19 protein-coding genes are annotated in these 25223 nt (G+C 70.2%); 9 read left to right on the forward strand and 10 right to left on the reverse strand.

Going from position 1 to position 25223, the window contains the following annotated elements; all coding sequences use genetic code 11:
- Together I004_RS40055 and I004_RS31695 are read right to left on the reverse strand one after the other, a co-directional pair.
- Positions 1 to 1731: an urease subunit alpha gene (locus I004_RS40055; RefSeq protein ID WP_028434222.1), complete on the reverse strand. Its 1731-nt coding sequence runs from the start codon at positions 1729 to 1731 to the stop codon at positions 1 to 3.
- The gene (locus tag I004_RS31695) at positions 1728 to 2318 is read right to left on the reverse strand and encodes an urease subunit gamma (RefSeq protein ID WP_037974585.1); all 591 of its coding nucleotides are present in this window, start codon (positions 2316 to 2318) and stop codon (positions 1728 to 1730) included. Before I004_RS31695 ends, I004_RS40055 begins: the two co-directional genes overlap by 4 nt.
- A 121-nt stretch (positions 2319 to 2439) precedes the next feature.
- On the opposite strand from I004_RS31695, the gene I004_RS0102625 reads away from it, so the two are divergent.
- The gene (locus I004_RS0102625) at positions 2440 to 3636 is read left to right on the forward strand and encodes a helix-turn-helix domain-containing protein (RefSeq protein WP_028434223.1); all 1197 of its coding nucleotides are present in this window, start codon (positions 2440 to 2442) and stop codon (positions 3634 to 3636) included.
- A gap of 52 nt (positions 3637 to 3688) precedes the next feature.
- On the opposite strand, the gene I004_RS0102630 is transcribed toward I004_RS0102625, so the two are convergent.
- The 5 genes from I004_RS0102630 to I004_RS0102650 all read right to left on the reverse strand — a co-directional run bounded on the left by I004_RS0102630 (position 3689) and on the right by I004_RS0102650 (position 11053).
- The gene (locus tag I004_RS0102630) at positions 3689 to 3871 is read right to left on the reverse strand and encodes a DUF6104 family protein (RefSeq protein ID WP_028434224.1); all 183 of its coding nucleotides are present in this window, start codon (positions 3869 to 3871) and stop codon (positions 3689 to 3691) included.
- Positions 3872 to 4055: 184 nt separating this feature from the next.
- A complete protein-coding gene (locus tag I004_RS0102635; RefSeq protein ID WP_028434225.1) occupies positions 4056 to 7898 on the reverse strand; it encodes a multifunctional oxoglutarate decarboxylase/oxoglutarate dehydrogenase thiamine pyrophosphate-binding subunit/dihydrolipoyllysine-residue succinyltransferase subunit in 3843 nt (1280 codons plus the stop codon).
- A gap of 260 nt (positions 7899 to 8158) precedes the next feature.
- Positions 8159 to 9262, reverse strand: a complete 1104-nt coding sequence (locus I004_RS0102640; protein WP_051344672.1) for a sensor histidine kinase — start codon at positions 9260 to 9262, stop codon at positions 8159 to 8161.
- Positions 9263 to 9398: 136 nt separating this feature from the next.
- Positions 9399 to 10223 (reverse strand): response regulator transcription factor, encoded by an 825-nt coding sequence (locus I004_RS31700; protein ID WP_051344607.1) that lies wholly within the window; start codon positions 10221 to 10223, stop codon positions 9399 to 9401.
- 80 nt (positions 10224 to 10303) lie between these two features.
- A complete protein-coding gene (locus I004_RS0102650; RefSeq protein WP_028434227.1) occupies positions 10304 to 11053 on the reverse strand; it encodes a class I SAM-dependent methyltransferase in 750 nt (249 codons plus the stop codon).
- Positions 11054 to 11192: 139 nt separating this feature from the next.
- Here I004_RS0102650 and lon point away from each other — a divergent pair, with 139 nt between their 5' ends.
- Together lon and I004_RS31705 are read left to right on the forward strand one after the other, a co-directional pair.
- Positions 11193 to 13640, forward strand: coding sequence for an endopeptidase La (gene lon / locus I004_RS0102655; RefSeq protein WP_037974587.1), 2448 nt, complete (start codon positions 11193 to 11195; stop codon positions 13638 to 13640).
- 503 nt (positions 13641 to 14143) lie between these two features.
- On the forward strand, positions 14144 to 15253 hold the full coding sequence (locus tag I004_RS31705) for a hypothetical protein (RefSeq protein ID WP_037974588.1): 1110 nt from the start codon (positions 14144 to 14146) through the stop codon (positions 15251 to 15253).
- Positions 15254 to 15436: 183 nt separating this feature from the next.
- Here the strand turns inward: I004_RS31705 and I004_RS0102665 are convergent, their stop codons facing one another.
- The gene (locus tag I004_RS0102665) at positions 15437 to 16288 is read right to left on the reverse strand and encodes a lysozyme (protein WP_028434229.1); all 852 of its coding nucleotides are present in this window, start codon (positions 16286 to 16288) and stop codon (positions 15437 to 15439) included.
- Positions 16289 to 16546: 258 nt separating this feature from the next.
- Between I004_RS0102665 and I004_RS0102670 the strand changes: the two genes are divergently transcribed.
- Positions 16547 to 16993: a MarR family transcriptional regulator gene (locus I004_RS0102670; protein ID WP_037974850.1), complete on the forward strand. Its 447-nt coding sequence runs from the start codon at positions 16547 to 16549 to the stop codon at positions 16991 to 16993.
- Between the two features lie 4 nt (positions 16994 to 16997).
- On the opposite strand, the gene I004_RS0102675 is transcribed toward I004_RS0102670, so the two are convergent.
- Positions 16998 to 17885, reverse strand: a complete 888-nt coding sequence (locus I004_RS0102675) for a protein phosphatase 2C domain-containing protein (protein WP_028434231.1) — start codon at positions 17883 to 17885, stop codon at positions 16998 to 17000.
- Between the two features lie 419 nt (positions 17886 to 18304).
- Between I004_RS0102675 and I004_RS0102680 the strand changes: the two genes are divergently transcribed.
- The 5 genes from I004_RS0102680 to I004_RS0102700 are packed head-to-tail and all read left to right on the forward strand — an operon-like array spanning position 18305 to position 23915.
- Entirely contained in the window at positions 18305 to 21019 is a 2715-nt protein-coding gene (locus I004_RS0102680; protein ID WP_486579688.1) for a sensor histidine kinase, read from the forward strand.
- Positions 21016 to 21582, forward strand: coding sequence for a roadblock/LC7 domain-containing protein (locus I004_RS0102685; protein WP_028434233.1), 567 nt, complete (start codon positions 21016 to 21018; stop codon positions 21580 to 21582). Before I004_RS0102680 ends, I004_RS0102685 begins: the two co-directional genes overlap by 4 nt.
- Positions 21579 to 21989, forward strand: a complete 411-nt coding sequence (locus I004_RS0102690) for a DUF742 domain-containing protein (RefSeq protein WP_028434234.1) — start codon at positions 21579 to 21581, stop codon at positions 21987 to 21989. Before I004_RS0102685 ends, I004_RS0102690 begins: the two co-directional genes overlap by 4 nt.
- Positions 21970 to 22611: an ATP/GTP-binding protein gene (locus I004_RS0102695; protein WP_078510746.1), complete on the forward strand. Its 642-nt coding sequence runs from the start codon at positions 21970 to 21972 to the stop codon at positions 22609 to 22611. Before I004_RS0102690 ends, I004_RS0102695 begins: the two co-directional genes overlap by 20 nt.
- A 47-nt stretch (positions 22612 to 22658) precedes the next feature.
- Positions 22659 to 23915, forward strand: a complete 1257-nt coding sequence (locus tag I004_RS0102700; RefSeq protein ID WP_028434236.1) for a styrene monooxygenase/indole monooxygenase family protein — start codon at positions 22659 to 22661, stop codon at positions 23913 to 23915.
- 137 nt (positions 23916 to 24052) lie between these two features.
- Here the strand turns inward: I004_RS0102700 and I004_RS31710 are convergent, their stop codons facing one another.
- Positions 24053 to 25153 (reverse strand): C40 family peptidase, encoded by a 1101-nt coding sequence (locus tag I004_RS31710; RefSeq protein ID WP_051344609.1) that lies wholly within the window; start codon positions 25151 to 25153, stop codon positions 24053 to 24055.
- Positions 25154 to 25223: the final 70 nt, after the last annotated feature.

Below are 25223 nucleotides of genomic sequence, written 5' to 3' on the forward strand. Positions count from 1 at the left end.
TCAGGCCAGGTGGTGGAGTTGGGCCAGGGGGACTCCGGTGGCGGCCTCCGTCGCGGTGGGTTCGCCGTCGACGAGGACGGGCTCGGGGGAGCGGGGCACTTCGACGCGTGGCGTCGCCGTGTTGTGCAGCATGTCGGCGCGCGACAGGCCGCGGCTGTCCCGAACGGCCGCGTAACGCAGCCCGCCCGGAAGGGAGTTGCGGGCACTCGTGTCCGCCAGTGCCTCCGCGCCGACGAAGACGCGGGCGAGCTGAGAGGCCGCGCCGCCGAGCGCGCCGTAGTACGGGCGGTACGTGCGGGGCTGCGTCAGGCGCGTCGAGCCGGAGCCCGAGCCGGTGTTGCCCCACGCCACGAAGCCGCTCTTGATGACGAGTTCGGGCTTGGTGCCGAACCAGGCCGGATGCCACAGCACGATGTCCGCGAGCTGTCCGGGCGCCACACTGCCGACCTCGTGCGAAATGCCGTGCGCCACGGCCGGGTTGAGCGTGATCTTCGCTAGATAGCGCAACACCCGTTCGTTCGCGCTGTGTTCGACGCCGGTCTCCCCGCAGCGTGCGGCCTGGAGGTGGGCGAGCTGCCAAGTCCGCCGCACGGTCTCGGCGATACGCCCCATGCCCATCGAGTCGGAGTTGACGATGCTGATCGCACCGAGGTCGTGCAGGGAGTTCTCGGCGGCGATGGCGTGCGCCCGGATGCGTCCCTTGGAGATCTCCACGTCGCTCTCGATGTGGTGGTTCTGCCGGTGGACGGTCATCGTCATCGGGAAGAGCTCCTCGACGGTGTTGACCGTGTACGGAACGGTCGGAGTCGTCGACGAGGGCAGGATGTTCGCCTCGGAGAGGATCTCCAGCAGGTCCGGATGACCCCCTCCGCCCTCCACGTGGTACGCGTGCACGGTGCGGCCGCGCGTCGCCCCGACGGTGTCGCGGAGATAGCCGGACTCGTTCATCGAGTCGGTGTGCAGCGCCACCGGCAGGTCGGCGTGCTCCGCCGCGCCCAGGCAGGTGTCGACGATGCGCGGAGTGGCCCCGAAGTCCTCGTGGATCTTGAAGCCTCCGGCGCCCGCCAGCACGATCTCGTCCAGGAGCGTGCGCGAACTCGACGAACCCCGTGCCAGGAACGCCACGTTGAGGGGTGTGCCACGCCATGCGCTCATCAAAGTGTGCAGGTTGCGGGCAGGGTTGCAGCCGATCTCCCACATTCCGCCCAGGCCCATGCCGACGACCGTCGTCACGCCTGCCGACAGCGCCGCGGGCGCGATCTCGGGCGAGGAGAGATGCACATGGCTGTCGACGATGCCGGGGGTGGCCAGCAGCCCTTCACCGGGGACCATCGAGGTGTGGGAGTCCACGGCGAAGCCGTCGGAGGCAGAGCCCTCGTAGCCCTCGTAGCCCTCGGAGTTCGCGCCGGTGGCGTGACGGCCTCCCGCGCTGCCGACCGACACGACCCGCCCGTCCTTCACGCCGATGTCCGTCTTGCGCACGCCCAGCCGGGGGTCCAGCAGCACGACGTTGGTGATGATCATGTCGAGCGCCGAGTCGCGGTCCGAGCGGGGCGAGGCGAGCAGGCCGTCGCGCACGGTCTTGCCGCAGCCGCCGAGCAGTTCGTCGCCCGGGGTGCCGTCGTCCGTCTCGACCTCCACCCATAGTCCCGTGTCGCCGAGCCGGATGCGGTCGCCGGTCGTCGGGCCGTAGAGCGCGTTGTAGGTGCGCCTGTCGACGTGGGTGCTCATGGACGTGCCTCCACCAGTTCGACTTCCCGCTCGCCGCCGGGTTCGAAGACGAGCGCCGTGCCCGCGGGGATGTCGAGCCGCATGCCGGCGGCCGCCTCACGGTCGAAGTGCAGTGCCTCGTTGGTCTCGTCGAGCGGATAGTGCGAGGAGACGTAGACGGCGCGGTCGCCCGTGTTCCGCACGGTCAGCCGGAACGTCCGCCGTCCCTCGTTGATGCGTACGGGCTCGGGCGCCGTGCGGACGGCACCCGGCGCCTCCGCCCGGTCCGTCGCCGTGCTGCCGCCCGGCCCGATCGGGTTGTCGACGGCCACGAGCGAGGTGCCGCTCGGGAAGAGCGCCTCCACCTGGACGGTGGGCACCATCGCGGCGACTCCCTCCATCACGTCGTCCTCGGTGAGGACCCCACGGCCCACCGCGATCACCTCGTCCATGGTCAGCCCGTCCCAGGCGGCCTCCAGGACCTCGTCGCAGATGAGGGCGATGGACTCCGGGGCGTTGAGGCGGCGGCCGCGGGCGCGGCGCTTGCGCGCCAGTTCAGCGGCGGTGAACAGCTGGAGCCGTTCCTTCTCGCGAGGAGTCAGATGCACTGTCGGAGCCTCCGGGATCGACCGGCCGGTCGGGGGACGCGAGCGATCGACCCAGGATTGCTTGCGGTGCGCGGAAGGCCAACGTTGAAGTATCGCGGACCTGAGCGCCACAATCGTGCATGTGCACAGTCAGGCGGATCCCTCGGCCGCGGCCCCGCATCCTCGCGCGGCCGAACTGGCCGTGGAATGCCTCAAGGGCATCGACGGCCTCCTGGGCGACTGGCTGGAGACCGTGCGGCCGCTTCGCGAGCACTACGCCGACTCCGTACCCGACGACGACTTCCGCGAGACCGCGCTCCAGGCGTTCGAGCTGCTGCTGCGTACCGTCGCCGAACTGCCCGTGCCCGCCGAACTCGCCGGGATCTCGGAGCGCATCGGCGAACGCCGCGCCCGCCAGGGCGTACCCCTCGACTCGCTGCTCGCCGCAGCCCGGCTGGACTTCCGGGTCGTGTGGGCCGCGCTCGTCGCCCGGGCCGACGACGAGGACAAGGTGCTCCTGGTCGCCTCCGCGTACCACGTGTGGGAGGCGGTGGAGGCGCACGTCACCGGCATCATGACCGCGTACCAGCGCACCGTGCTCGAGATGGGCCGGCAGCGCGAGGACGAGCGCCGGCTCTGGTTCGACCGGCTCCTGGAGAGCGCAGGCCGCAACCCGACCGTGGTACGCGACGCCGGCCTGGCACTCGGCTTCGCGCCCGCCGCACGCTTCCTGTGCGTCGCCGCACTCCCGGGGCCAGGGCCCGGGGAGGGGCTGCACGGTGCGGCAGCCGCGCTGCGCTCCGCCGGCGCCACGCTTCAGCGGCAGACGGTCTCCTCGGCGGCGCTGCTGATCGTGCAGCTGGGGCCGCGCGTCACCGAGGAGACCGTGCTCGCGGGGGTGGAAGGCGTGCGGTGCGGGGTCTCACCCGTCGCCGAAGGGCTCGCCGCGGTGCCCCGCGCGGTCGAGTTGGCCACCGCCACCGTGCGGGCGCTGCCCGAATCGGCTCCCGGGCCGCTGCGGTTGGCCGACGCGTGGCTGGACGTACTGGTCAACAGGGCCGGTCACTTCACCGCGCACCTGGCGGACGACGTGCTCGGCGGCCTGACGGGCAAGGGCACGGCCCCCGGAGAGACGGAACGGCTGCTGCACACCGTCCGGGTGCACCTGGCCGGAAGCGGCTCCATCGCGGAGACCGCGAAGGCGCTCTACTGCCACCGCAACACCGTCCAGCAGCGGTTCACACGCTTCCACGAACTGACCGGACGCGACATCCGCCGCCCCGAGGACGCGGCGCTCGTGGCGCTCGCGCTGCGGGCGCGGGAGAGCGGGGAGACGTAGGGGAGGTAGGAGATGAGCTCCGGGTCCGGATTCCTGAGCCGAACCTCGCCGGTCAGTCCTCCTCGTCCTCGTCGTCGAGCCGCGCCAGCCATGTCGCCAGGCGCTCGACGGGGACCTCGAAGTCCGGATTGATGTCCACGAAGGTCCGCAGCTGCTCCGCCAGCCACTCGAAGGTGAACTCCTCCTCCCCGCGCCGGCTGCTGAGCTCTTCGATGCCGCGGTCGGTGAAGTACAAGGAGCGCTCCTGGAAACGGTGGACGTTTGCGCGTCCAAGACTATGCGGGCGTGCTGGAGGCCTGAGACGGCGAGGGCGGTGGCGGGCGTTCGAGGACACGGCTCTCACGCACAATGCGGAGGGCCCGCCGGCTGCGAACCGGCGGGCCCTCCGTCGTGCTGTCGGTGCTGCGAGCAGCAGAACTTCAGAGGTCGAAGACCTCCTGGATCAGCTGCTGCTGCTCCTCCTGGTGCCGCTTGCCGGAGCCGACGGCGGGGGAGGAGGACGACGGGCGCGAGACCCGGCGCAGACGGTCCGCGTTGGGGACCGGCTCGGAGCCGATGATCAGGTCCAGGTGGTCCACCAGGTTGAGCGCGATGAACGGCCACGCACCCTGGTTGGCCGGCTCCTCCTGTGCCCAGACGAACTTCTCCGCACCGCTGTAGCGGGCCATCTCGGCCTGGATCTCCGCGCCGGGCAGCGGGTAGAGCCGCTCGAGCCGGATGATCGCGGTGTCCGTCAGCCCGCGCTTCTGCCGCTCGGCGTCGAGGTCGTAGTAGACCTTGCCGGAGCAGAAGACGACCTTGCGGACGTCGGAGGGGTCGACCGAGCCGTCGCCGATGACCGGGCGGAAACCGCCCTCGGTGAACTCGGAGGTCTTCGACGCGGCCGCCTTCAGCCGGAGCATCGACTTCGGGGTGAAGACGACCAGCGGCTTGTGGTGCGGGTTGTGGACCTGCCAGCGCAGCAGGTGGAAGTAGTTCGACGGCAGCGACGGCATGGCGACCGTCATGCTGTTCTGCGCGCACAGCTGGAGGAACCGCTCGATGCGGGCCGAGGAGTGGTCCGGGCCCTGGCCTTCGTAGCCGTGCGGCAGCAGCAGCGTCACACCGGAGGTCTGGTTCCACTTCTGCTCGGCGGAACTGATGAACTCGTCGATGACCGTCTGCGCGCCGTTGGTGAAGTCGCCGAACTGCGCCTCCCACATCACCAGCGCCTCGGGACGGGCCAGCGAGTAGCCGTACTCGAAGCCCATCGCCGCGTACTCGCTCAGCAGCGAGTCGTAGACGTTGAAGCGGGCCTGGTCCTCGGAGAGGTACAGCAGCGGCGTGTAGTCGTTGCCGGTGTTCTGGTCGAGCAGCACCGCGTGCCGCTGACCGAACGTGCCGCGGCGGGAGTCCTGACCGGACAACCGCACCGGCGTGCCCTCCATCAGCAGCGAGCCGATGGCCAGGGTCTCGCCCATGCCCCAGTCGATCGTGTCGTCCTCGATCATCGCCGCACGACGCTGGAGCTGCGGAAGCAGCCGCGGGTGGACCGTGACGTGGTCGGGGATGTTGACCTGCGACTCGGCGATCCGCTTGACGACCTCCTGGCCGACACCGGTCTCGATGTTGACCGGGAACTCGGCCTCGGGCTGCGGGACTTCGGCCGGAGCGGGGGCGTTCGTGGCGTCCCGCACCTCGGTGAAGACCTTCTCCAGCTGTCCCTGGAAGTCCTGGAGCGCCTGCTCGGCCTCCTCCAGCGTGATGTCGCCGCGGCCGATGAGGGACTCGGTGTAGAGCTTGCGCACCGAGCGCTTCTTGTCGACCAGGTTGTACATCAGCGGCTGGGTGAACTGCGGGTTGTCGGTCTCGTTGTGCCCGCGGCGCCGGTAGCAGATGAGGTCGATGACGACGTCCTTGTTGAACGCCTGCCGGTACTCGAAGGCCAGCCGCGCCACACGGACGACGGCCTCCGGGTCGTCGCCGTTGACGTGGAAGATCGGCGCTTCGATCATCCGGGCCACGTCGGTGGAGTACATCGACGAGCGCGCCGACTCGGGCGCCGCGGTGAAGCCGACCTGGTTGTTGACGATGATGTGCACCGTGCCGCCGGTGCGGTAGCCGCGCAGCTGCGACATGTTCAGCGTCTCGGCCACGACACCCTGGCCCGCGAAGGCGGCGTCTCCGTGCAGCTGCACGGGCAGGACCGTGAAGTCCGTACCGCCCTTGCCGATGATGTCCTGCTTGGCGCGCGAGACACCCTCGACGATCGGGTCGACGGCCTCCAGATGGGAGGGGTTGGCGGTCAGCGAGACCTTGATCTGCTCGCCGTCCAGACCGGTGAACGTGCCCTCGGCACCCAGGTGGTACTTCACGTCGCCGGAGCCGTGCATCGACTTCGGGTCGAGGTTGCCCTCGAACTCGCGGAAGATCTGCGCGTAGGACTTGCCGACGATGTTGGCCAGCACGTTCAGCCGGCCGCGGTGGGCCATGCCGATCACGCACTCGTCCAGGCGCGACTCCGCGGCGGCGTCCAGTACGGCGTCCAGCATCGGGATGACGGACTCGCCGCCCTCCAGCGAGAAGCGCTTCTGGCCGACGTACTTGGTCTGCAGGAACGTCTCGAACGCCTCGGCGGCGTTCAGCCGGCGCAGGATGCGCAGCTGTTCGTCACGCTCCGGCTTGGAGTGCGAACGCTCGACCCGGTCCTGGATCCACTTGCGCTCCTTCGGGTCCTGGATGTGCATGTACTCGATGCCGGTGGTGCGGCAGTACGAGTCGCGCAGGACGCCGAGGATGTCGCGCAGCTTCATCATCGACTTGTTGGCGAAGCCGCCGACAGCGAACTCCCGCTCCAGGTCCCACAGCGTGAGCCCGTGCTCGGTGATGTCCAGGTCGGGGTGCTTGCGCTGCTTGTACTCCAGCGGGTCGGTGTCGGCCATGATGTGGCCGCGCACCCGGTAGGAGTGGATCAGGTCGAAGACGCGGGCGGCCTTGGTGACGTCGTCGTCGTGCGACGCGTCGATGTCCTGGTTCCAGCGCACCGGCTCGTACGGGATGCGCAGCGCCTTGAAGATCTCGTCGTAGAAGCGCTCCTCGCCGAGCAGCAGCTTGCTGACGATCCGCAGGAAGTCGCCGGAGGCGGCGCCCTGGATGACCCTGTGGTCGTACGTGCTGGTCAGCGTCATCACCTTGGAGACGCCGAGCCGGTTGAGGGTGTCCTGCGAGGTGCCCTGGAACTCGGCCGGGTACTCCATCGCGCCGACGCCCAGGATCAGGCCCTGACCGGGCATCAGCCGCGGCACGGAGTGAACGGTGCCGATGCCGCCCGGGTTGGTCAGCGAGCAGGTGACGCCGGAGAAGTCCTCCATCGTCAGCTTGTTCTGACGGGCCCTGCGGACGATGTCCTCGTACGCCTGCCAGAACTCGAAGAAGGTGAGCGTCTCGGCCTTCTTGATCGCGGCGACGACGAGCTGGCGGTCGCCGTTCGGCTTCACCAGGTCGATGGCGAGGCCCAGGTTGATGTGGTCGGGCTTGACCAGCGTGGGCTTGCCGTCCTTCTCCGTGTAGGAGTAGTTCATCGACGGCATCGCCTTCAGCGCCTGCACCATGGCGTAGCCGATCAGGTGCGTGAAGGACACCTTGCCGCCGCGGGCGCGCTTGAGGTGGTTGTTGATGACGATGCGGTTGTCGAAGAGCAGCTTCACCGGGACGGCGCGGACCGAGGTGGCGGTCGGCAGCTCCAGCGAGGCGTTCATGTTCTTCGCGACGGCCGCGGAGGGGCCGCGCATCGGCACGTACTCCGGACCGGAGGGCTGCTCCGCCTCGGCGCCGACCTCGCCGGCCTGCGCGGGCTTCTTGCTCTGCGACGGCTTGGCCTGTGCGGGCTTGGCCGGTGCCTGCTTGGCGGGCGCAGCCTTCGCGGCCGGCTTGCTCTGCGCGGGCTTGGCCTGTGCGGGCTTCGTGGGTGCAGGGGCCTCGGCGGGCTTCGCCGGCGCTGCGTGCGCCGGACCCGCGGCCACTCCCGAGGTGCCTGCTGCGGCGCTCGGCGGTGTTGTCGGGGCCGCCGCGGGTTCTCCCACGGCTCCCGTGGCCTCGGCACCGGGCTTGTAATCGGCGAAGAAGTCCCACCAGGCTCGGTCTACCGAGTTCGGGTCCTGGAGGTACTGCTGGTAGATCTCGTCGACGAGCCACTCGTTTGGCCCGAACACGGCGGCGGGATCGCTTCCCTGACCGTCCTGCTGGGTCGAGACGCTCGAGCTGTTGGGGGACTGTGACGACACGGCGGCAACCGCCCTCTTCCGCGTTCCTTAGATGGTGGACAGCGGGAACAAAGGCTACGCCTCTACCCGCATGACTTGCAGTCCAGCCCCGGTTGTCGTCACGGAAGTCACATCACGAGACCGGTTTCGGCGCATGACGTGGCGGGAAACAAGCAAGGTTCGCGACGGAGTGGAACTGATGGCCCTGTTTCCGCGTCCCACTCCTCGGGTGGCCCTTGTCCGCCCCGTTCTCCCGGGTTGCCCCCGCCGTCGAGGCTATGTCAGCCCGGCATCTCCTCCACGCCCGGAAGAGTGACCTGGATGCGGCAGCCGCGAGGCGACTCCGCGACCCTGATCCAGCCGCCGTGCAGGTCGACCGCCCAGCGTGCGATCGCCAGGCCCAGCCCTGTGCCGCCGTCGCCCGCGCCCCGCTGAGAGGACGCCTCGGCGGCCTTCGTGCGGTTGAAGCGCTCGAAGACGTGCGCCCGTTCCGACTCAGGGATGCCGGGCCCCTCGTCGAGCACCTCCACTTCGAGGCTCTCCCGCGTCACGCCCGGGCGTGCGCGGACCGTGACGCGTCCGTGCGGCGGGCTGTGCTTGACCGCGTTGTCGATGAGGTTGGCGACGACCTGGTGCAGCCGCTCGGCGTCGGCATAGGCCGTCAGTTCGGGCGGGGAGACATCGAGGTGCAGATGGACGTCCGTACGCGAATGTCCCTGCCCCTTGCTCATGTTGGCTTCTTTGAGCACTCCCGCCAGATACGGCCACACCTCGAACCGGCGCGAGTGGAGCGGGACGACACCGTTGTCCAGCCGGGAGAGGTCGAGCAGATGCGCCACGAGCCGGCCCAGGCGGTCCGTCTGCTGCAGGGCGATGCGCATCGTCTCGGGATCGGAGTCGGAGACCCCGTCCACGACGTTCTCGAGTACCGCCCGCAGCGCCGCGATGGGTGTGCGCAGCTCGTGCGAGACGTTGGCCACCAGTTCCTTGCGGTGCTGGTCGACGGCCTCCAGGTCGGCGGCCATCTGGTTGAAGGTCTCGGCCAGCTCGCCGAACTCGTCCCTGCGGTCACCGCGCACACGGCGCGAGTAGTCGCCGTCGGCCATGGCTCTGGCCGCGTCCGTCATCTCGTCCAGCGGCGCCGTGAGCGACTGCGCCACGAACTGGGTGATCAGCAGCGAGGCGATGATCGAGATGATGGTGATCACGCGCAGCTCGGTCGCCGAGTTGACCGCGAACAGCGCGAGCAGTGTGGTGATCACCACGGAGACGATCACCAGCGCGCCCAGCGCCGCCTTCACCGAGCGGTACGGGTCGAGGGGGCGCAGCCCCTCCCAGATCCGGTCCAGCCAGCCCACCCACACGGGCTCCCAGCGCCGGCGCAGGCGCTGGTTCAGGCGCGCCAGGGCGCGCAGCCCGCGCCCCAGGAACTTCCCTGTGACGCGGACCGTGCGCGGTGCGCGGATCGGTCGGCGGGCGGACGGCGTGTCAGGCACCTCTGTCACGTCGCGACGCCGCCCGTCAGGAGCCGTCTGCGGCCGGCGCCGGGTAGCCGCCGCCCTCCGCGCCGGACGCCGCGTTCGCCGAGTTGGAGCCCGACGACGGCGTCTCGAGCGCGTAGCCCACGCCGTGCACCGTACGGATGCGCTCCGCGCCGATCTTCCGGCGCAGGGCCTTGATGTGGCTGTCCACGGTCCGCGTGCCGGATGCGTCCGCCCAGTCCCAGACCTCGGCAAGCAGCTGCTCGCGCGAGAGGACGGCCCGCGGGGAGTGCGCGAGGCACACCAGCAGGTCGAACTCGGTGGGCGTGAGATGCACGTCCTCACCGGTCACCCGGACCCGGCGCTGCGAGTGATCGATCTCCAGCTCGCCGAGCCGGAGTATGCCGCTGCGCGGTGTGTGAGCGGCGAGGGTGGCACGCTCGACGCGGCGCAGCAGTACGTGCACCCGGGCGGCGACCTCGCGCATGGAGAACGGCTTCGTCATGTAGTCGTCCGCGCCGACTCCGAGCCCGACGAGCATGTCGGTCTCGTCGTCCCGCGCCGTGAGCATCAGCACGGGGACCGGACGCTGGGACTGCACCCTCCGGCAGACCTCCAGCCCGTCGAAGCCCGGCAGCATCACATCGAGCACGATGAGATCCGGCTGCCAGGCCTCGGCTGTGTCGACGGCGGCAGGACCGTCGCCCGCCGTCTGGACCTGGAATCCCTCGGCGCGCAGCCGCATCGCGATGGCGTCCACGATGGTGGGATCATCCTCGACGACCAGGATTCGGCGCTGCGCGCCAGGGGTTGTCGTCGAGGACGCGTTGTTGCTCTGTGTCGGTGTGATGTTCTTCTGGTCCATTCGACCCCGCCCCTGCAATGGCCCCGTGGCTTGTTTGTGTGCGTGCTTGCAGCAGCGTAAGGGGATCGTGTCGGCTGCGGCTATGCCGGTTTGGTTGCGAAGTGGACCACGTCGGGGACGCCTCGGATAACGGGGATCTCTTCTGTGCGAATTCGTCGGAATCCGGCATTCCGCAATGCATCCTCGAATGTCGGGGAGGCCTGGGCGGACCACACGGCCAGTACGCCGCCGGGCGCCAGGCTCGCGCTGCAGACCGCGAGCCCCGCGGGCGAGTACAGGGAGCCGTTGTCCTCGGTGACGGTCCAGTCCGGGCCGTTGTCGACGTCCACGCAGAGCGCGTCGAACCTCTCTCCCCTGTCGAGATGACCCAGTAGATCCGCGTGCACGATCTCCGCACGCGGGTCGCGCAGGGCCTGCGCGGACAGCCGTGAGAGGGGCCCGCCCTCCCGGTGCCAGTCGATGACCGCCTCCTCGCGTTCGACGACGGTGATGCGGCCCCACGCCGGCTCGTCCGCGGCCGCGGCGAGCGAGAAGCCGACGCCGAGGCCGCCGATGAGCAGCCGGGGCGGCTCACGGTGCGCTTCGCGGCGCAGCTCCTCCAGGGCGGCCCGTACCAGCAGGCGCTCGGAACGCCCGTCGGAGGTGTCCATGAGGAAGGTGCCGTTGGCGATGATCTGGAGCAGCTGCCCGTGCTGCCGCAGCACGACCTCGCCGTGGGGTCCGTCGCGGCGGTCGAGGACGACGGGCTCCCCGGCGCCGTCGCCGGTCCCGGTATGACCGCCGGGGTCGGCGCTGTTGTGAGAGGTGGTGTGGCTGTGCGTCTGGGGCATGCGCCCATCCTGCCGCGGGGTGCGGGGGCCGTGCGGCGCCGGTGATCGCTCCTGGCGAACACGGCGGGCGGCGTGGAACATCCCGGGCCTCGCAAGCATTGAGTGGGCGTAGCTCAACTTGCCTGCCGAGGGAGAGATCATGGCTTCGACGTCCACACCGCTCACCCTGCCCGTGCTGCCCCTCGATGACGAGGTCGTGCTCCCGGGAATGGTGGTGCCGCTGGACCTGTCCGACAGTGAGGTCCGTGGGGCGGTGGAGGCAGCCCAGGCCGCCGCCACCGGAAGTGAGAAGCCCGAGGTACTGCTGGTGCCCCGGGTCGAGGGCACGTACGGGGACATCGGTGTGCTCGGCCGTGTCGAACAGGTCGGACGCCTGGCCGACGGCGATCCCGGAGCCCTCATCCGCGGCCGGCAGCGGGTACGTATCGGCGCCGGCACGAGCGGTCCCGGCGCGGCCCTGTGGATCGAAGGTGTCCTGATCGAGGAGCCCGAGACCACTGATGACACCGGGGATGCCGGGAAGAGCGGCGATGCCGGACCGGACGTCGCCGAGCTGATGACCGAGTACAAGGCGCTCGCCGCGGACTGGCTCCGCAAGCGCGGCGCATGGCAGGTCGTGGACCGGCTCCAGCAGATCGACGACCCCGGCCGTCTCGCGGACAACGCGGGATACTCACCGTTCCTGTCCACGGAGCAGAAGATCACGCTTCTGGAGACACTCGACCCGCTGGAGCGGCTGCGCCTTGCGGTGAAGACGCTGCGTGACCAGGCCGTCGAGCAGGACGTCGCCGAGTCGATCGCGAAGGACGTCCAGGAGGGCGTCGACAAGCAGCAGCGCGAGTTCCTGCTGAGGCGCCAGCTCGACGCCGTGCGCAAGGAGCTCGCCGAGCTGAACGGCGATCCCGAGGACGAGGGCGAGGACTACCGCGCCCGTGTCGAGGCGGCGGCCCTGCCCGAGCACGTGCACAAGGCAGCGCTCAAGGAGCTGGAGAAGCTGGAACGCGCCTCCGACCAGTCGCCGGAGGGCGGCTGGATCCGCACCTGGCTCGACACCGTCCTCGAACTGCCCTGGAACGAGCGCACCGAGGACGCCTACGACATCGGCGGTGCCCAGGCCGTACTGGACGCCGACCACGCCGGTCTCCAGGACGTCAAGGAGCGCATCACCGAGTACCTCGCGGTGCGCAAGCGGCGCGAGGACCGCGGCCTCGGCGTCGTCGGCGGCCGTCGCGGCGGCGCGGTGCTGGCGCTGGTCGGGCCGCCCGGGGTCGGCAAGACCTCCCTCGGCGAATCCGTCGCACGTGCCATGGGACGCAAGTTCGTCCGCGTCGCGCTCGGCGGTGTCCGCGACGAGGCGGAGATCCGCGGTCACCGGCGTACATACGTCGGTGCCCTGCCGGGCCGTATCGTGCGCGCCGTGAAGGAGGCCGGCTCGATGAACCCGGTCGTCCTCCTGGACGAGGTGGACAAGCTGGGCGCCGACTTCCGGGGCGACCCGGCCTCGGCGCTGCTGGAGGTCCTCGACCCGGCGCAGAACCACACCTTCCGGGACCACTACCTGGAGGTCGAACTCGACCTGTCGGACGTGGTCTTCCTCGCCACCGCCAACGTGATGGAGGCGATTCCGGAGGCACTGCTGGACCGCATGGAACTCGTGCAGCTCGACGGCTACACCGAGGAGGAGAAGGTCACCATCGCCCGCGACCACCTGCTGCCCCGCCAGCTCGAGCGGACCGGCCTCGCGGCCGACGAGGTCCGGCTGGAGGACGGCGCGCTGCGCAAGCTCGCCGGCGAGTACACGCGTGAGGCGGGCGTGCGGAACCTGGAGCGTTCGGTCGCCCGGGTGCTGCGCAAGGTCGCGGCCCAGCACGAGCTGGGGGAGCGCGAACTGCCCTTCACCGTCGGTGCGGACGAGCTGCGCTCGCTGATCGGCCGTCCGCACCACACCCCCGAGTCCGCGCAGGACCCGGCGCAGCGGCGTACGTCCGTGCCGGGCGTGGCGACCGGGCTCGCGGTCACGGGCGCGGGCGGCGACGTGCTCTTCGTCGAGGCGTCGCTCGCCGACCCCGAGACGGGCGGCTCCGGACTGACCCTCACCGGGCAGCTCGGTGACGTGATGAAGGAGTCCGCCCACATCGCCCTGTCGTATCTGCGCTCGCGCGGCGCGGAACTGGAGCTGCCGGTGGCCGATCTGAAGGACCGGGGGATCCACCTGCACGTGCCGGCGGGTGCCGTGCCGAAGGACGGCCCCAGCGCGGGCATCACCATGACCACCGCGCTGGCGTCGCTGCTGAGCGGCCGCCAGGTGCGCACGGACGTGGCGATGACCGGCGAGGTCTCACTGACGGGACGGGTGCTGCCCATCGGCGGCGTCAAGCAGAAGCTGCTCGCGGCGCACCGTGCCGGTGTCACGACGGTCGTGATCCCCAAGCGGAACGAGCCCGACCTGGACGATGTGCCGGAAGAGGTGCTGGAGGGACTGGACGTGCGTCCGCTCTCCGACATCCGCCAGGTGCTCGAACTGGCCCTGACACCGGCCGAGTCCGGTTGCCTCGACGTCGGACGGGATTTTCCCGTGGCGGCCTGACCCCGCCACCGGGACTCGCGGTCCGCCCGCCGCGCCGGCGTCCGTCGCCGGCGCGGCGTCGTGCGGCCCCGGCAAGGGCGGGGTGTCGCGAACCCCGAGGTCTCCCTGGACCTCCACATCGAGAACAGCGGCAAGCGGAAGCAGAGCACCGCTGCGCAGAGGTGGTTCGAGGTGAACCTCATCAGGAGCGCCGTCTTCAAGAACACGCCCACCGACTGCGCGCCGCGGGCAGTGTGCCGCGCTGCGCGGTGGGCTCCGCCCGGCCGAGAACACCACGAAGCCGGGCCGGAGTTGAGGTCGCGCCTTCCAGGGCGCGGCGCGCGCGGCGCCGGGGCCCGGTGGGCCGAACGGCACAGCTGCGCATGCGGCGGATCCGGTCGTCGGATAGATCTCGGAATGCCGGTTCGGCGGCGCCCAGGGGCGATGGCTGCTCGGAGGCTTCTGCGCGTCGCCGGGTGCCGTCCGACCTCCGTGTCCCACCCGCCTCACGTAAGGGAAGCCGCATGACCAACATGCTCAGACGCGTATCCCTCACGGCCGTCACGGGCCTCGGCCTGTGCCTCACCCTCCTGCCCGCCGGGCAGGCCCAGGCCCAGGCGCCGCAGGCTCCGGTCCGCGTCCCCTGCAACGACATCGCCGCGCTCAAGACCGCCATCAACAACGCCAACACCAGCGGCGGCAGCATCGTCCTCGCCCCGCACTGCGTCTACTCGCTGACGGCCGCCGACAACGCCGACGACGGTCTGCCCGAGATCACGGGCAACGTGCGGATCTCCGGGGACCGCTCGACCATCCAGCGTGCTCCCGGGGCCACGGCGGCCTTCCGCATCTTCCATGTGAGACAGCAGGGCAGCCTCACCCTCGACGAGGTCACCGTCCGCGGCGGTACGGCCTTCGTCGGAGGGGCCGTCTACAACGAGAGCGGCAGGGTCACCCTGAGCGGGGCGACGCTCAGGAACAACAGCTCCGAAGAGGCGGGCGGCGCCATCTGGAACAGCCTCGGGACGCTTGTCCTGAGGAACACCACGGTCCGCGACAACGAGAGCGACATCGGCGGTGGCGTGGCCACCAACGGGACGATGACGATGCGGGGCGGCGCCCTCCGCGACAACACGGTCGATCTGTGGGGAGGCGGCCTCGCGAACGCGGGCAACACGACGCTGAACCACGCGTCGGTCGACGGCAACGCCTCGGGAGCCGAGGGCGGCGGCATTCTGACCCTGAACATCAACGACCGCACCGGGCCACTGCGCCTGAACTCGACCAGGGTCTCGAACAACATCGCTCAGCGACAGGGCGGCGGAATCCTCGTCGGTTCGGTCGAGCGGCTGACTCTGTACCGCAGCATCGTCACCCGCAACGCCGCGAACGGCGGCCCCGGAAGCGGCGGCGGCATCCGCCTCGGAATCGGAACCATGTCCACCTCCACGAGCCCCGTCACGAAGCCACGGCGGAACACGGGCGCCGCGCCGACGCCCTCCCAGGTGAATCTCATCCGCAGCGCCGTCTTCAAGAACACCCCCGACAACTGCGCGCCGCCCAACAGCATCCCGCGGTGCAACGCGGTCGGCTCGGCGCCGGCCAAGAACGCCACGAAGCCGGGCCGGAGTTGAGGACGCCGTAGCCCGAAGCCGTATGTGTTCGGGCGGGAGCTCCCGGTGGCGGTGTGACACCGCCACCGGGCACCCCCTCCCGGCTGGGACCGCCGCACCGGCACCGCTCGCCGGCGCGGCGTCGTACGGCGGGCGTGGTCCGCCCGCCCGGTTCACCGTGGCGCCGCGCGCGGCGGCGTCACGTCATCCGTTGGCGAGCGCCACCAGACGGTCCATCGCGCCGTTGAACAAGTTGTGGTCGCCGACTGTCGGCCCGGTCGAGGTGTACTGCCAGAACGTGTGGAAGCCCCAGCCGTTCGGGAGCGTGCCGGGCGCGGAGGCGTAACGGGCGATCCACAGCGGATTGGTGCTGCCGAAGCCGCCGTTGTTGCCCGTGCACTGCGTCCACCAGTCCGTCGTGGTGTAGATGACGGCGTCACGGCCCGTGCGTGCCTTGTAGGTGTCGGTGAAGTCCCGGATCCAGCTGACCATCGCGCTCTGGCTCTTGCCGTAGCAGGTGGCGCCGTACGGGTTGTACTCGATGTCGAGCACGCCGGGCAGCGTCTTGCCGTCCTTGCTCCAGCCGCCGCCGTTGGACGCGAAGAAGTTGGCCTGTGAGGCGCCGCTGGAGTTGTCCGGCAGGGCGAAGTGGTAGGCCCCGCGGATCATCCCGACGTTGTAGGAGCCGTTGTACTGCTGGGCGAAGTACGGGTTCTCGTACGACGTGCCCTCGGTCGCCTTCACATAGGCGAACCTCACGCCGCTGTTCCACAGGGTCGACCAGCTGACGTTGCCCTGATGGCTGCTCACGTCGACGCCATGGACGGTCGCGTCCAGCGTCTTCGGGGGTGTGCCGTCGGTGGGGTCGCCGCCCTCGTGCATGCGGACGCCCACGCCCATGGACGCCTCGCCGGGCTTGATGGGGTTGTTGTCCTGGGGCGCCGCGCTGGCGGCGCCCGGTGCGGTGAGGAGCAGAGCGAGTGCGGATGTGAACAGCGCCGCCGCGTAGAGCATTCCGCGCCTGCGGCGGGCCTTGCCGGGACCATGACCTGGCATCGCTGCCTCCGAAACCGTGGGGGACGGGAGTGGGGGATCAAGTGGGAGGTGTGGTGCGGGGGTTGTCCTTCCATGCCCGTTCTGGTGTGGGCATGTCATGTCTTTAACGGTACGCGCGTAGACATAGCCGGGGAAGACGGACAGCTCTCCGCCGGTGGTCCACACCTGCGAAATCGCGCCGGAGCTGCGACGATCGACGGTCCGCAACGGGAACTTTCCGCGAGAAAGACGGAAGAGGGCGCACAGGTGGATGAGTCCATGCGGCAGCACACACCCGAATTGCTTGATCTGGAACGGGAATTGACGGTGTTCTTGCGCCGCGCGCGCGCCTTCTCGGGCGAACTGGCCCGCGAGGTGCACCCCGAACTGGAGCCAGCCGCGTACGGCCTCTTCGTACGTCTCGATGAGGGAGGAGCGCAGCGGGCGACCGACCTCGCCGCCTACTTCGGGGTCGGCAAGGCGACCATCAGCCGGCAGTTGAGGGTGCTGGAGAACCTGGGGCTGATCACCCGGGCCCCCGACCCGGACGACGGCCGGGCCTCCCTGGTGCATCTGACCACGGAGGGCCGCGACCGCTTCAGGACGGTGCGGGAGGCGAGACGGGCCGAGTACGTGCGCAAGCTCGCCACCTGGGACCCCGCCGAGATCGCCGAGCTGGCGCGGCTGATGCACCAGCTCAACTCCCTGTCGGACGTAGAGACCTGAGCGATCAGCGGGCCGGCGGACCGGCTGCCCGTGCGGCCGGCCCGAGCTCCGCGAAGACCACCGAGGCGTCGTCGTGCCTCTTGCCCCGTGGATGCGCCGATCCGTGCGGATCGGCGCGCTCGGACTCCCGCACCCGGGCAACGAGCGCCGCGCTGCCTTCCTTCCGTACGAGCCCGAGAAGCGCGGACCAGTCGCCGAGCCGGAACGTCTGGCTCCAGCGTGCGGCGCCGTCGGTGAGCGCCAGCAGTGCCCGTACGTCCGCCCGCGGTGCCGTGCCGGTGACCGCGAGCGAGGCGACGGCGGGGTCGGCGGCGGCGGTGTAGAAGCCCTCGCCTCCGGGGGCGTTGCGCAGCGCCTCGACCGTGCGGACGTACTCGGCGCGTGCCGCGCCCCGTTCGGCGCTTCCCTCCGGCAGTGCGCGCACGCGGCTGCGCAACGAGCCGATGTGCGGGGGCAGTTCGTCCAGCCGGGAATCGAGCACAGGTGTCACCGAGCCGTGAGGATGCTCCACGAGCAGCGCGGAATCCGACAGGACCAGGTGATCGACGCTCTCTTCGTCCCACCGGGCTGCGACGACGGTCGCTTGGGGGGTACGCCTGTGAGAAAGGTCACAGGTTGAAACATGGCCGGCAGCGGTACGTGAAATGGCCTCGGAGAGACAGGCACGAAGCGTCAGATCCCTTCGTGCGGTGGCGAGTTCGAGCAGCGCGCCACCCAGACGGGCCGTGAACCAGGGCACTCCGTGTGTGCATCCGGCCTCGTCGCGTGGCGGTGTCACACCGTCCAGCACCACCAGCGCGCCACCGTGTCCGGAGGAGGGCAGAGCGGCCGACGCGTAGTCCTCGTTGGGGCGGCCGGGATCTCCGGCCTCGCCGGTCATGTCGATGCGCATGGCGTTCAGTCTGCACTCGGACCCTCCCGGAGGACGGTCCGCACAACGCGTGTCAAGAGCCCGGGATCAGGAAGGACGGCCAGGTCAGACCTCGCGGCAGGGCCGGAGTTGACCGGAATGAGTGCGTCCGCAAGTATGCGAACGCGCATCCTGCCAGGACCCGAGCGGGAATTCCAACCGGTGCCCGTAAGAGGGTGGTTGGGGTGCGCAGGCGGAGTTGTTCGCCGCCTCCCGGTTACGGTTCACTCCTTCGGGTGGCCCAGCAGGAGATCGTCACATCACCTGTCATCCGTGCTGGAAGGGTCGGATGGCGTCCAAGGGGATGCAAGGGACGACAGGATCAAGTCCGCTCCTGCGACACAAGGTTGGACTGCGCCGGGCCGGCCCTGGAGCAGGCCCCGACGAGATTGCGAGCACGGGTGCGGACGAAGCTACTGCGGAAGCCGGGCGGAACGGCCCGACTGCGGATCAGGCCCGGAAACCGGACGACGGCACAGGGCGGCCCCTCGCAGGCGCCCGGCCCCCGCCGCGCGCGGGTCCGGAACCGGCTGCTGGCCTCCGTCGCCCTCTGCTCCCTCGCCGTGCTCGGAGCCGGCACGCCCGCGGTGCTCACCGCGTCCAGCGATCTCGACGAGTCCCAGCAACTGGTCGAACGTGCCGAGCTCGACAAGCACGCCATCGCGCTCGGCCACGCCCTCGCGGACGAACGTGACGGCATGGTCGAGTACGTCGCCGCGGGCCGCACCAGCCGCGACGGCGCCGGAGTGACCGAGGAGCAGCGCCAGCGCGTCGACCGTCAGATCAGCGAGATCCGGGAGACCGCCCCCGCGTCCGTGCGCGAGGCCCTCGGCAAGCTGTCCCGCATCCGCCAGGAGGCACAGGCGGGGGACACGGGCGCCATCGAGATCCACGAGGCGTACACGGGCACCATCAAGACCCTTCAGGACGTCGGCATCGGCGTTGCCCGGTCCCTGCCGGCGCGCGCGATCGAGTCGTCCGGATCCTCCGTCGGATCGGGGGCGGCGCACGCGCTGCCCGACCTCGGCCGGGCCGTCGAGCAGGCGTCCGCCGTGCGCGGACTGCTGCGCGGTGCGCTCGCCGCCGGAGGGTCCCAGCGCTCCCTGACCACCGAGGCGCAGCGCGCCGGCGTACGGGAGCAGGCCGCGCTCGCCGACTTCGGCGACGGCGCCGGCAGCCGGGCCCGTGACTCCTTCGCCAAGACCGTCACCGGGGCCGACGTCGCCGTCGCGGAGCGCTATCTGGCGCGGCTGACCGACGAGCCGTACCTGAGCCCCGACGACCAGGCCATGAACCACGACCGCATCGACGCCACGCTCTCGGCGCGCATCGACAGCATGCGCGGCGTCCAGTCGTCCTTCGCCGCCGAAGAGTTGAAGCACCTGGAGCAGCTGCGCGACGACGACGTCGCCGTCCTGGAGTGGCGCATCGCCCTTGTCGGAGCCTGCCTGCTCCTCGCGGCCGGCATCAGCGTGCAGACGGCACGCTCCATGGCACGTCCGCTCTCCGTGCTCAAGCGCGGTTCGCGGAGGCTGGCGGGGAACCCGGCGGGCGAGGAGCCCGTCGTCTTCAACGGCAGGAACGACGAGTTCGCCGAAGTCGTACGTTCGCTCAACACGCTCCACCAGACCGTCATAGGCGTGCACGAGCGCGCCGCGGAAGCCGAGGCCGACAACAACTACCTGGTCCGCCACAAGGACGCGCTCACCGCCGAACGGGACCGTGCGCGCGGCGAGTACGCCGAACTGAAGGAGCGCCTCGACGCGCTGTCGGGCGCCGTGCACAGCACCTTCGTCAATCTCGCCCTGCGCACGCTGGGTCTTGTGGAGCGCCAGCTCGGTGTCATCGAGGACCTGGAGGAGGAAGAGAGCGACCCCGGCAGGCTCAGCACGCTCTTCAAGCTCGACCACCTGGCCACACGGATGCGGCGCTACAGCGAGAACCTGCTGCTGCTCGCCGGTGCCGAACACGTCACCGCGAACCACTCGGGTCCCGTACCGCTGCTGGACGTACTGCGCGCCGCGATCAGTGAGATCGAGCGGTACGAGCGTGTCGAGCTCGGCACGCTACCGCCGCACGTGCAGGTCTCCGGATACGCGGCCGACGACCTCAGTCACCTCATCTCCGAACTCCTCGACAACGCTGCCACCTTCTCCCCGCCGGACGCACAAGTGGAGTTGTCAGGCTGGCTGCTGGAGAGCGGCGAGGTGATGCTCTCCGTCGAGGACGAGGGCATAGGGGTGACAGGCAGAAGACTTGCCGCGCTCAACGCGCGGCTCAGCGTGCCCGATGGGCAACAGCCCCCGGAGATGGAAGCGGCTGCCACGCAGACCGGGCACCGCAGCTCCGAGGCCGGTCTCGGCATGGGCCTGTACGTCGTCGCCAGGCTCGCGGCCCGGCACGGGCTGCGTGTGCAGCTGCGCGAGCGCAGGCAGGGCGGCGGCATCGCGGCCGTCGTCGCGGTGCCGAGTGCGCTGCTGCCCGCACGGCCCGTCCCCGTCGCAGCGGTGTCGGGCGAGGCCGGGGCGGGACGCGTCCCTGCCGCTCCCGAGTCGGGATTCCCCGGTTCGGTCGCGGAGGCCAACTCCAATGCCCTGCCCGGCCGTCGGACCGGCGACCCGCTGGTGACCGCCGCCGAGCGGGCGCTCCGGGAGTCGGGCACCGTGCCGGCGCAGGAGGCTCCCCGCGAGCCGAGGGCGGGGTCCGAGGAGCATGGCCGGGCCCCTGGAGACGGTGCCACCCGCGCCGGGCACGACCCCGGTCCCGACGCCGAGCCCGGACCGGATGCCGGCCAGCACTCCGGCTCCGGGGACGAGACCGCTCCCTGGTCCGAGACCGGCACCGGACCGGAGGCCGGGATCCCGGAACAGCCGAGGATCACCGAGAAGGGGCTCCCCAAGCGGACTCCGCATCATGTGGAGGCGCAGACGGACCCGGTGGAGCCGCGCAAGCAGAGCCCGAACGCCGAGGAGATGCGCCGCCGCCTCGGAGGGTTCCAGCGCGGAGCCGAGCACGGACGCCGTGACGCGGCTGCGGAGACCGGCGCTGAAGAGAACGAGAGTGATCAACCGGGGGCGCAGTCCGATGGTGGTACCGCCGAGGAGGCTCGCAGGTGAACGCGCCCACCACGCGCACGTCCGGCAGCGCCCAAGCTCGCAATCTGCGCTGGCTGTTGGAGAACCTTGTCGAAGAGGTGCCGGGCATCCTGTCCGTCGCCGTCGTCTCGTCCGACGGACTGCTGCTGCTGTCCTCCGACCAGAACGCGGATGCCGGAGGCGCCGGCAAGACCGCCGGGAGCGCCGGGCCCGAGGGCTCCGGCCACCGGGAGGAGGGGACGGAAGCCAGAGACGTCCCGTCCATCCGCAGGGGACCCAGGCGCAGCCCGAAGGGTACGAGCGCCGATCTGGCCACTATTGTCTCCGGCCTGGGGTCCTTGACCCTCGGGGCCGCGAAGCTGATGGACGGCGGGGAGATCAAGCAGACAGTGGTCGCCATGGACGAGGGCTCGCTCTTCGTGATGGCGATCAGCGACGGCTCCCTGCTCGGTGTGCACGCCACGCCGGACTGTGACATGAGCGTCATCGCCTACCACATGGCGCTCTTCGTGGGCCGCGCCGGCCATGTCCTCACCCCTGAACTCCGAACCGAACTGCGCTCGTCGATGGAGCTGGACCAGTGAATCCTGCTGCTTCTCCGCCCCCCTTGCCCGTTCGTCGTGAGAGCGGCAAGTCCAAGAGAGTCCGCCCGTACACCCTCACCGGCGGCCGCACCCGTTTCGGCCACGTGCTGCTGGTCGAGACGATCGTCGCGGCGATCGAAGCCCCCGAGGAGCGCCCGGAGTTGACCTCCGGCGGTCTGCGTGACCGGGTGATGCCCGAGATGCGTGCGATTGTCGAACTCTGCCGCCGCATGCGTTCGGTGGCGGAGATCGCAGCACTGTTGAAGATGCCTCTGGGCGTGGTACGGGTTCTGCTGAGCGACCTCGCCGATCAGGGACGGGTGCGCGTTCACGGCACCGGGCACGGCAGTGACCGGCCCGACCGTGCGTTGTTGGAAAGGGTGCTGGGTGGACTTCGCAGGCTCTGAGCCGGTGGTGGAAGAAGTGAGGAATGCGGAAGGTACCGCGCCCGGAGTGAAGGACTGGCAGGAGGATCTCTCGCAGGCCCCCATATCCACCAAGATCGTGGTGGCAGGCGGCTTCGGCGTCGGCAAGACGACGTTCGTCGGTTCGGTCTCCGAGATCGAGCCGCTGACGACCGAGGCATTGATGACACAGGCGAGCGAGGGCGAGGACGACATCGCCTCGACGCCGGAGAAGACCACGACCACCGTGGCCATGGACTTCGGGCGCATCACCCTCGAATCGGACCTGGTGCTCTATCTGTTCGGCACGCCGGGCCAGCAGCGCTTCTGGTTCATGTGGGACGACCTCGTGCGCGGCGCCATCGGTGCCGTCGTGATGGCGGACACCCGGCGTCTGGAGGACTGCTTCCCCGCTCTGGACTATTTCGAGAGCTGTGGGTATCCGTACGTCGTCGCGGTGAACCACTTCGAGGGGACCACCGCGTACGAGGCCGAGGACGTGCGGGAGGCCCTGTCCGTTCCTCAGCGCGTCCCTGTGGTGATCATGGATGCGCGCGAGCGCCCGACGGTACTGAAGTCCCTGCTCGCGCTGGTGAGTCACGCCCTGGACGTCACACCCGCCTGAGCGGGTGCGGCGCGGAACTGCACAACGTACGGAGAAGAGAGACCGCCATGCGGAAGATACTCATTGTCGGAGCCGGCCAGGCAGGCCTACAGCTGGCGCTGGGCCTGCAGTCGCAGGGCTACGAGGTCACCGTCATGTCGAACCGCACCGCGGACGAGATACGCGGCGGTCGCGTCATGTCGACGCAGATGCAGTTCCACACCGCGCTGCAGAACGAGCGCGACATCGAGGTCAACTTCTGGGAGAGCCAGGCCCCGAAGGTCGAGGGCCTGGGTGTCTCCGTGGCCGACCCTGAGTCAGTGCAGGGTCCCGGTGAGACCCAGCGCGCGATCAACTGGCTTGGAATGCTGGACGGTTACGCCCAGTCCGTCGACCAGCGGGTGAAGATGTCCGGCTGGATGGAGACCTTCGCGCAGCGCGGCGGCCAGCTCGTCATCCACGGAGCGGCCGTCTCCGACCTCGACTTCTTCGCGAAGAAGTACGACTTGGTGCTCGTCGCGGCGGGCAAGGGCGAACTGGTCTCGATGTTCGAGCGGGACCCGGAGCGTTCCCCGTACGACGCGCCTCAGCGTGCCCTCGCGGTCAGCTACGTCAACGGGCTGGGCCCGCGTCCCGAGCATGCGGACACCGAGGCGGTGCGCTGCAACCTCGTGCCGGGCGTCGGCGAGCTGTTCGTCATGCCCTGTCTGACGACGTCCGGTCGCTGCGACATCCTCTTCTGGGAGGGCATCCCCGGCGGGCCCCTCGATGTCTTCCAGGGCATCAAGGACCCCAACGAGCAGCTCGCCAAGACCCTGGAGCTGATGGAGCAGTTCACGCCCTGGGAGTACGCACGGGCCACCAAGGTCGAGCTGACGGACGCCAACGGCACGCTGTCGGGGCGGTACGCGCCGACCGTGCGCAAGCCCGTCGGCCGGCTGCCCGACGGCGGCGCCGTGCTCGGTGTGGCGGACGTCGTCGTCGCCAACGACCCGATCACGGGCCAGGGTTCGAACTCCGCCTCCAAATGCGCGGCCGCGTACCTCGCCTCCATCCTGGAGCGCGGCGACAAGCCCTTCGACGAGGAGTGGATGCAGCAGACGTTCGACCGTTTCTGGGCGGACGTCCAGCACACCACCAAGTGGACGAACGCGATGCTGGCCCCGCCGCCCGAGCACATCCTCAACCTGATCGGCGCGGCCGGCCAGCTGCAGCCCGTCGCCGACCGGATCGCCAACGGCTTCAACAACCCAGCGGACTTCGAGGAGTACTTCTACGACCCGGAGAAGGCCGAGGCCTACCTGGGCAGCGTCGCCGGAGGCTGACGCCGGCCCGGTGCCGGGCGCGGAACGGTGGTACGGCCGCCGCGCCCGGTCGTCCCGGCGCGGCGGCCCGTCACGGGCGGGGAAGGGGGACCCGCCCGCGGTCCGTGGGTGCCGGTGCACCCCGGCCTCATGTGCCCTCAGCGCAGCGGCTTCGGCAGCCGGTAATGGAGCAGGGGCCGCTTCCCCGGGTCGGGCCGCACCGCTCCGCGCACGGAGGGGGTGGCGCCGACGGGGGAGAGCCTGACGTCGGAACCCGGCCGGGGCGCGTGCACGACCTTGCCGCGTCCGGCGTACATGGCGACGTGCGAGGCGCTCTTGTAGTAGATGACGAGATCGCCCGGGCGCAGCTTGTTCATCGGCACGTGCCGCAGCCTCTTCCACTGGCCCTGGCTGGTGCGGGGAATGGAACGCCCGGCCTTCCGCCACGCCTTCGAGGTGAGCCCCGAGCAGTCGTAGGCCCTGGGGCCCGCGGCCCCGAAGCGGTAGGGCTTGCCGATCTGCCGCAGCGCGAACCGCACCGCTTTCGCTCCGGGGCGTGAGGGCTTGCGCCGCACCTTCGAACCGTGCAGTCCGTGCGCGGACATCAATGAGCGCTGGGCGCCTGCCTGTTGGGCCGTCTCCAGTCCGCGCAGACGCGTCAACTGCTCCTCGGAGAGCGAGGCCAGGGTGCGCTCGACCTTGTGCAGCCGTGAGCGTACGGTCTCCCGCTGCTTCTTCTTGCGGTCCGCGAGCCGCTGCTGCCCCGCCAGCGCCTTGCGTGCGCGCGTCGTCAGCTGACGCTGCCTCGCCTCGCCGGCCAGGAGCCGCTGTACCGTCAGGGCCTGCCGGCCCGCCGCGCGGGTGAGGAGATGCAGGCCGTCCATCGGGTTCCGTGCGTCCCCCGCGAGCAGGAGCTGCACCACGGGCGGGAGGCCGATGTCGCCGCGGCGGTACTGCTGGCGCGCGAGGCGTCCGGCCTCGCGGCGGCCTTCGGCGAGCGCCGCACGCACCGAAGTGAGTGCCTTCTCCGCGTCGTTCGTGCGCTGGCGCTGCCGGGCCAGCTTGACGGTGGTCCTGTTGTACGCGTCCGAGGCAGTCTCGGTCTTCTCGTACATCACCCGCAGGTCGCGCAGCAGCTCGCTGACGGGCTTTCCGATGGGGTCCGCCGCCACGGGCAGTGGCTGAAAGGCGAGTGCAGCCGCCACCACCGTGGCCAACGCGCCGGCCGCGACGGAATGTGGGGCACGTAGATACGACACCGACTCGCCTCCGATCAGACTCGCTACCGGAGCGATGGTGCACGGCGGTGCTTGTTACCGGCGGGGTTGC

The sequence above is a fragment of the Streptomyces sp. TAA486 genome, assembly GCF_000426165.1.

Coding starts and splice junctions, on each gene's coding strand:
- I004_RS40055 (WP_028434222.1), bottom strand. CDS start 1,731: ATGAGCACCCACGTCGACAGGCGCACCTACAACGCGCTCTACGGCCCG.
- I004_RS31700 (WP_051344607.1), bottom strand. CDS start 10,223: ATGGACCAGAAGAACATCACACCGACACAGAGCAACAACGCGTCCTCG.
- I004_RS0102650 (WP_028434227.1), bottom strand. CDS start 11,053: ATGCCCCAGACGCACAGCCACACCACCTCTCACAACAGCGCCGACCCC.
- lon (WP_037974587.1), top strand. CDS start 11,193: ATGGCTTCGACGTCCACACCGCTCACCCTGCCCGTGCTGCCCCTCGAT.
- I004_RS31705 (WP_037974588.1), top strand. CDS start 14,144: ATGACCAACATGCTCAGACGCGTATCCCTCACGGCCGTCACGGGCCTC.
- I004_RS0102665 (WP_028434229.1), bottom strand. CDS start 16,288: ATGCCAGGTCATGGTCCCGGCAAGGCCCGCCGCAGGCGCGGAATGCTC.
- I004_RS0102670 (WP_037974850.1), top strand. CDS start 16,547: ATGCGGCAGCACACACCCGAATTGCTTGATCTGGAACGGGAATTGACG.
- I004_RS0102675 (WP_028434231.1), bottom strand. CDS start 17,885: ATGCGCATCGACATGACCGGCGAGGCCGGAGATCCCGGCCGCCCCAAC.
- I004_RS0102700 (WP_028434236.1), top strand. CDS start 22,659: ATGCGGAAGATACTCATTGTCGGAGCCGGCCAGGCAGGCCTACAGCTG.